General features: G+C 55.8%; 1 protein-coding gene. It reads right to left on the reverse strand.

Annotated elements, in window-relative coordinates; genetic code table 11:
- The coding region (locus LKK83_RS31925) for a S8 family serine peptidase (RefSeq protein ID WP_324629187.1) at positions 1-434 on the reverse strand (434 nt) is incomplete at its 3' end.
- Positions 435-455 lie beyond the last annotated feature (21 nt).

Consider the following 455-nt stretch of genomic DNA (forward strand, 5'->3'; position numbering starts at 1 on the left):
TTCGCCAAATGCACCGCCGCCGTCATATTCAGCAAGCCAGCGCCCGTTTCAGCATCATGACCCGTACTGCCCAAATCCGTCGCCGTGTTGCGGATAATCTCAACCACCTGGCGATAACTCAACTCAGGATTGGCCGCCCAAACCTGAGACACGGCCCCCGTCACCTTCGCCGTGGCTACAGAAGTTCCGGCCATACCACTGGTTCCTTCCCCAGCTAAGGACAATTGGGGATTCTCCGTCGTTCCGCCATAAGCCGTGATATCCAAACCCTGACCATAGCTGGAATAATTGGTGCGGTCTGCCCCTTTCCAAGCCGACGTTTCGGGGTCAAACTGTTCCGCCGCACCCACAGTCATAATGTTGTCAAACTCTTGCGAGGCTTGACCCAACGCCGACATCACACCACCGTCATTCCCAGCAGCGGCCACAATCATGACGTTATTCTGACGTGCATA

Source organism: Phormidium sp. CCY1219, from assembly GCF_035615515.1.
In the GTDB taxonomy this organism is placed as follows: domain Bacteria; phylum Cyanobacteriota; class Cyanobacteriia; order Cyanobacteriales; family Laspinemataceae; genus CCY1219.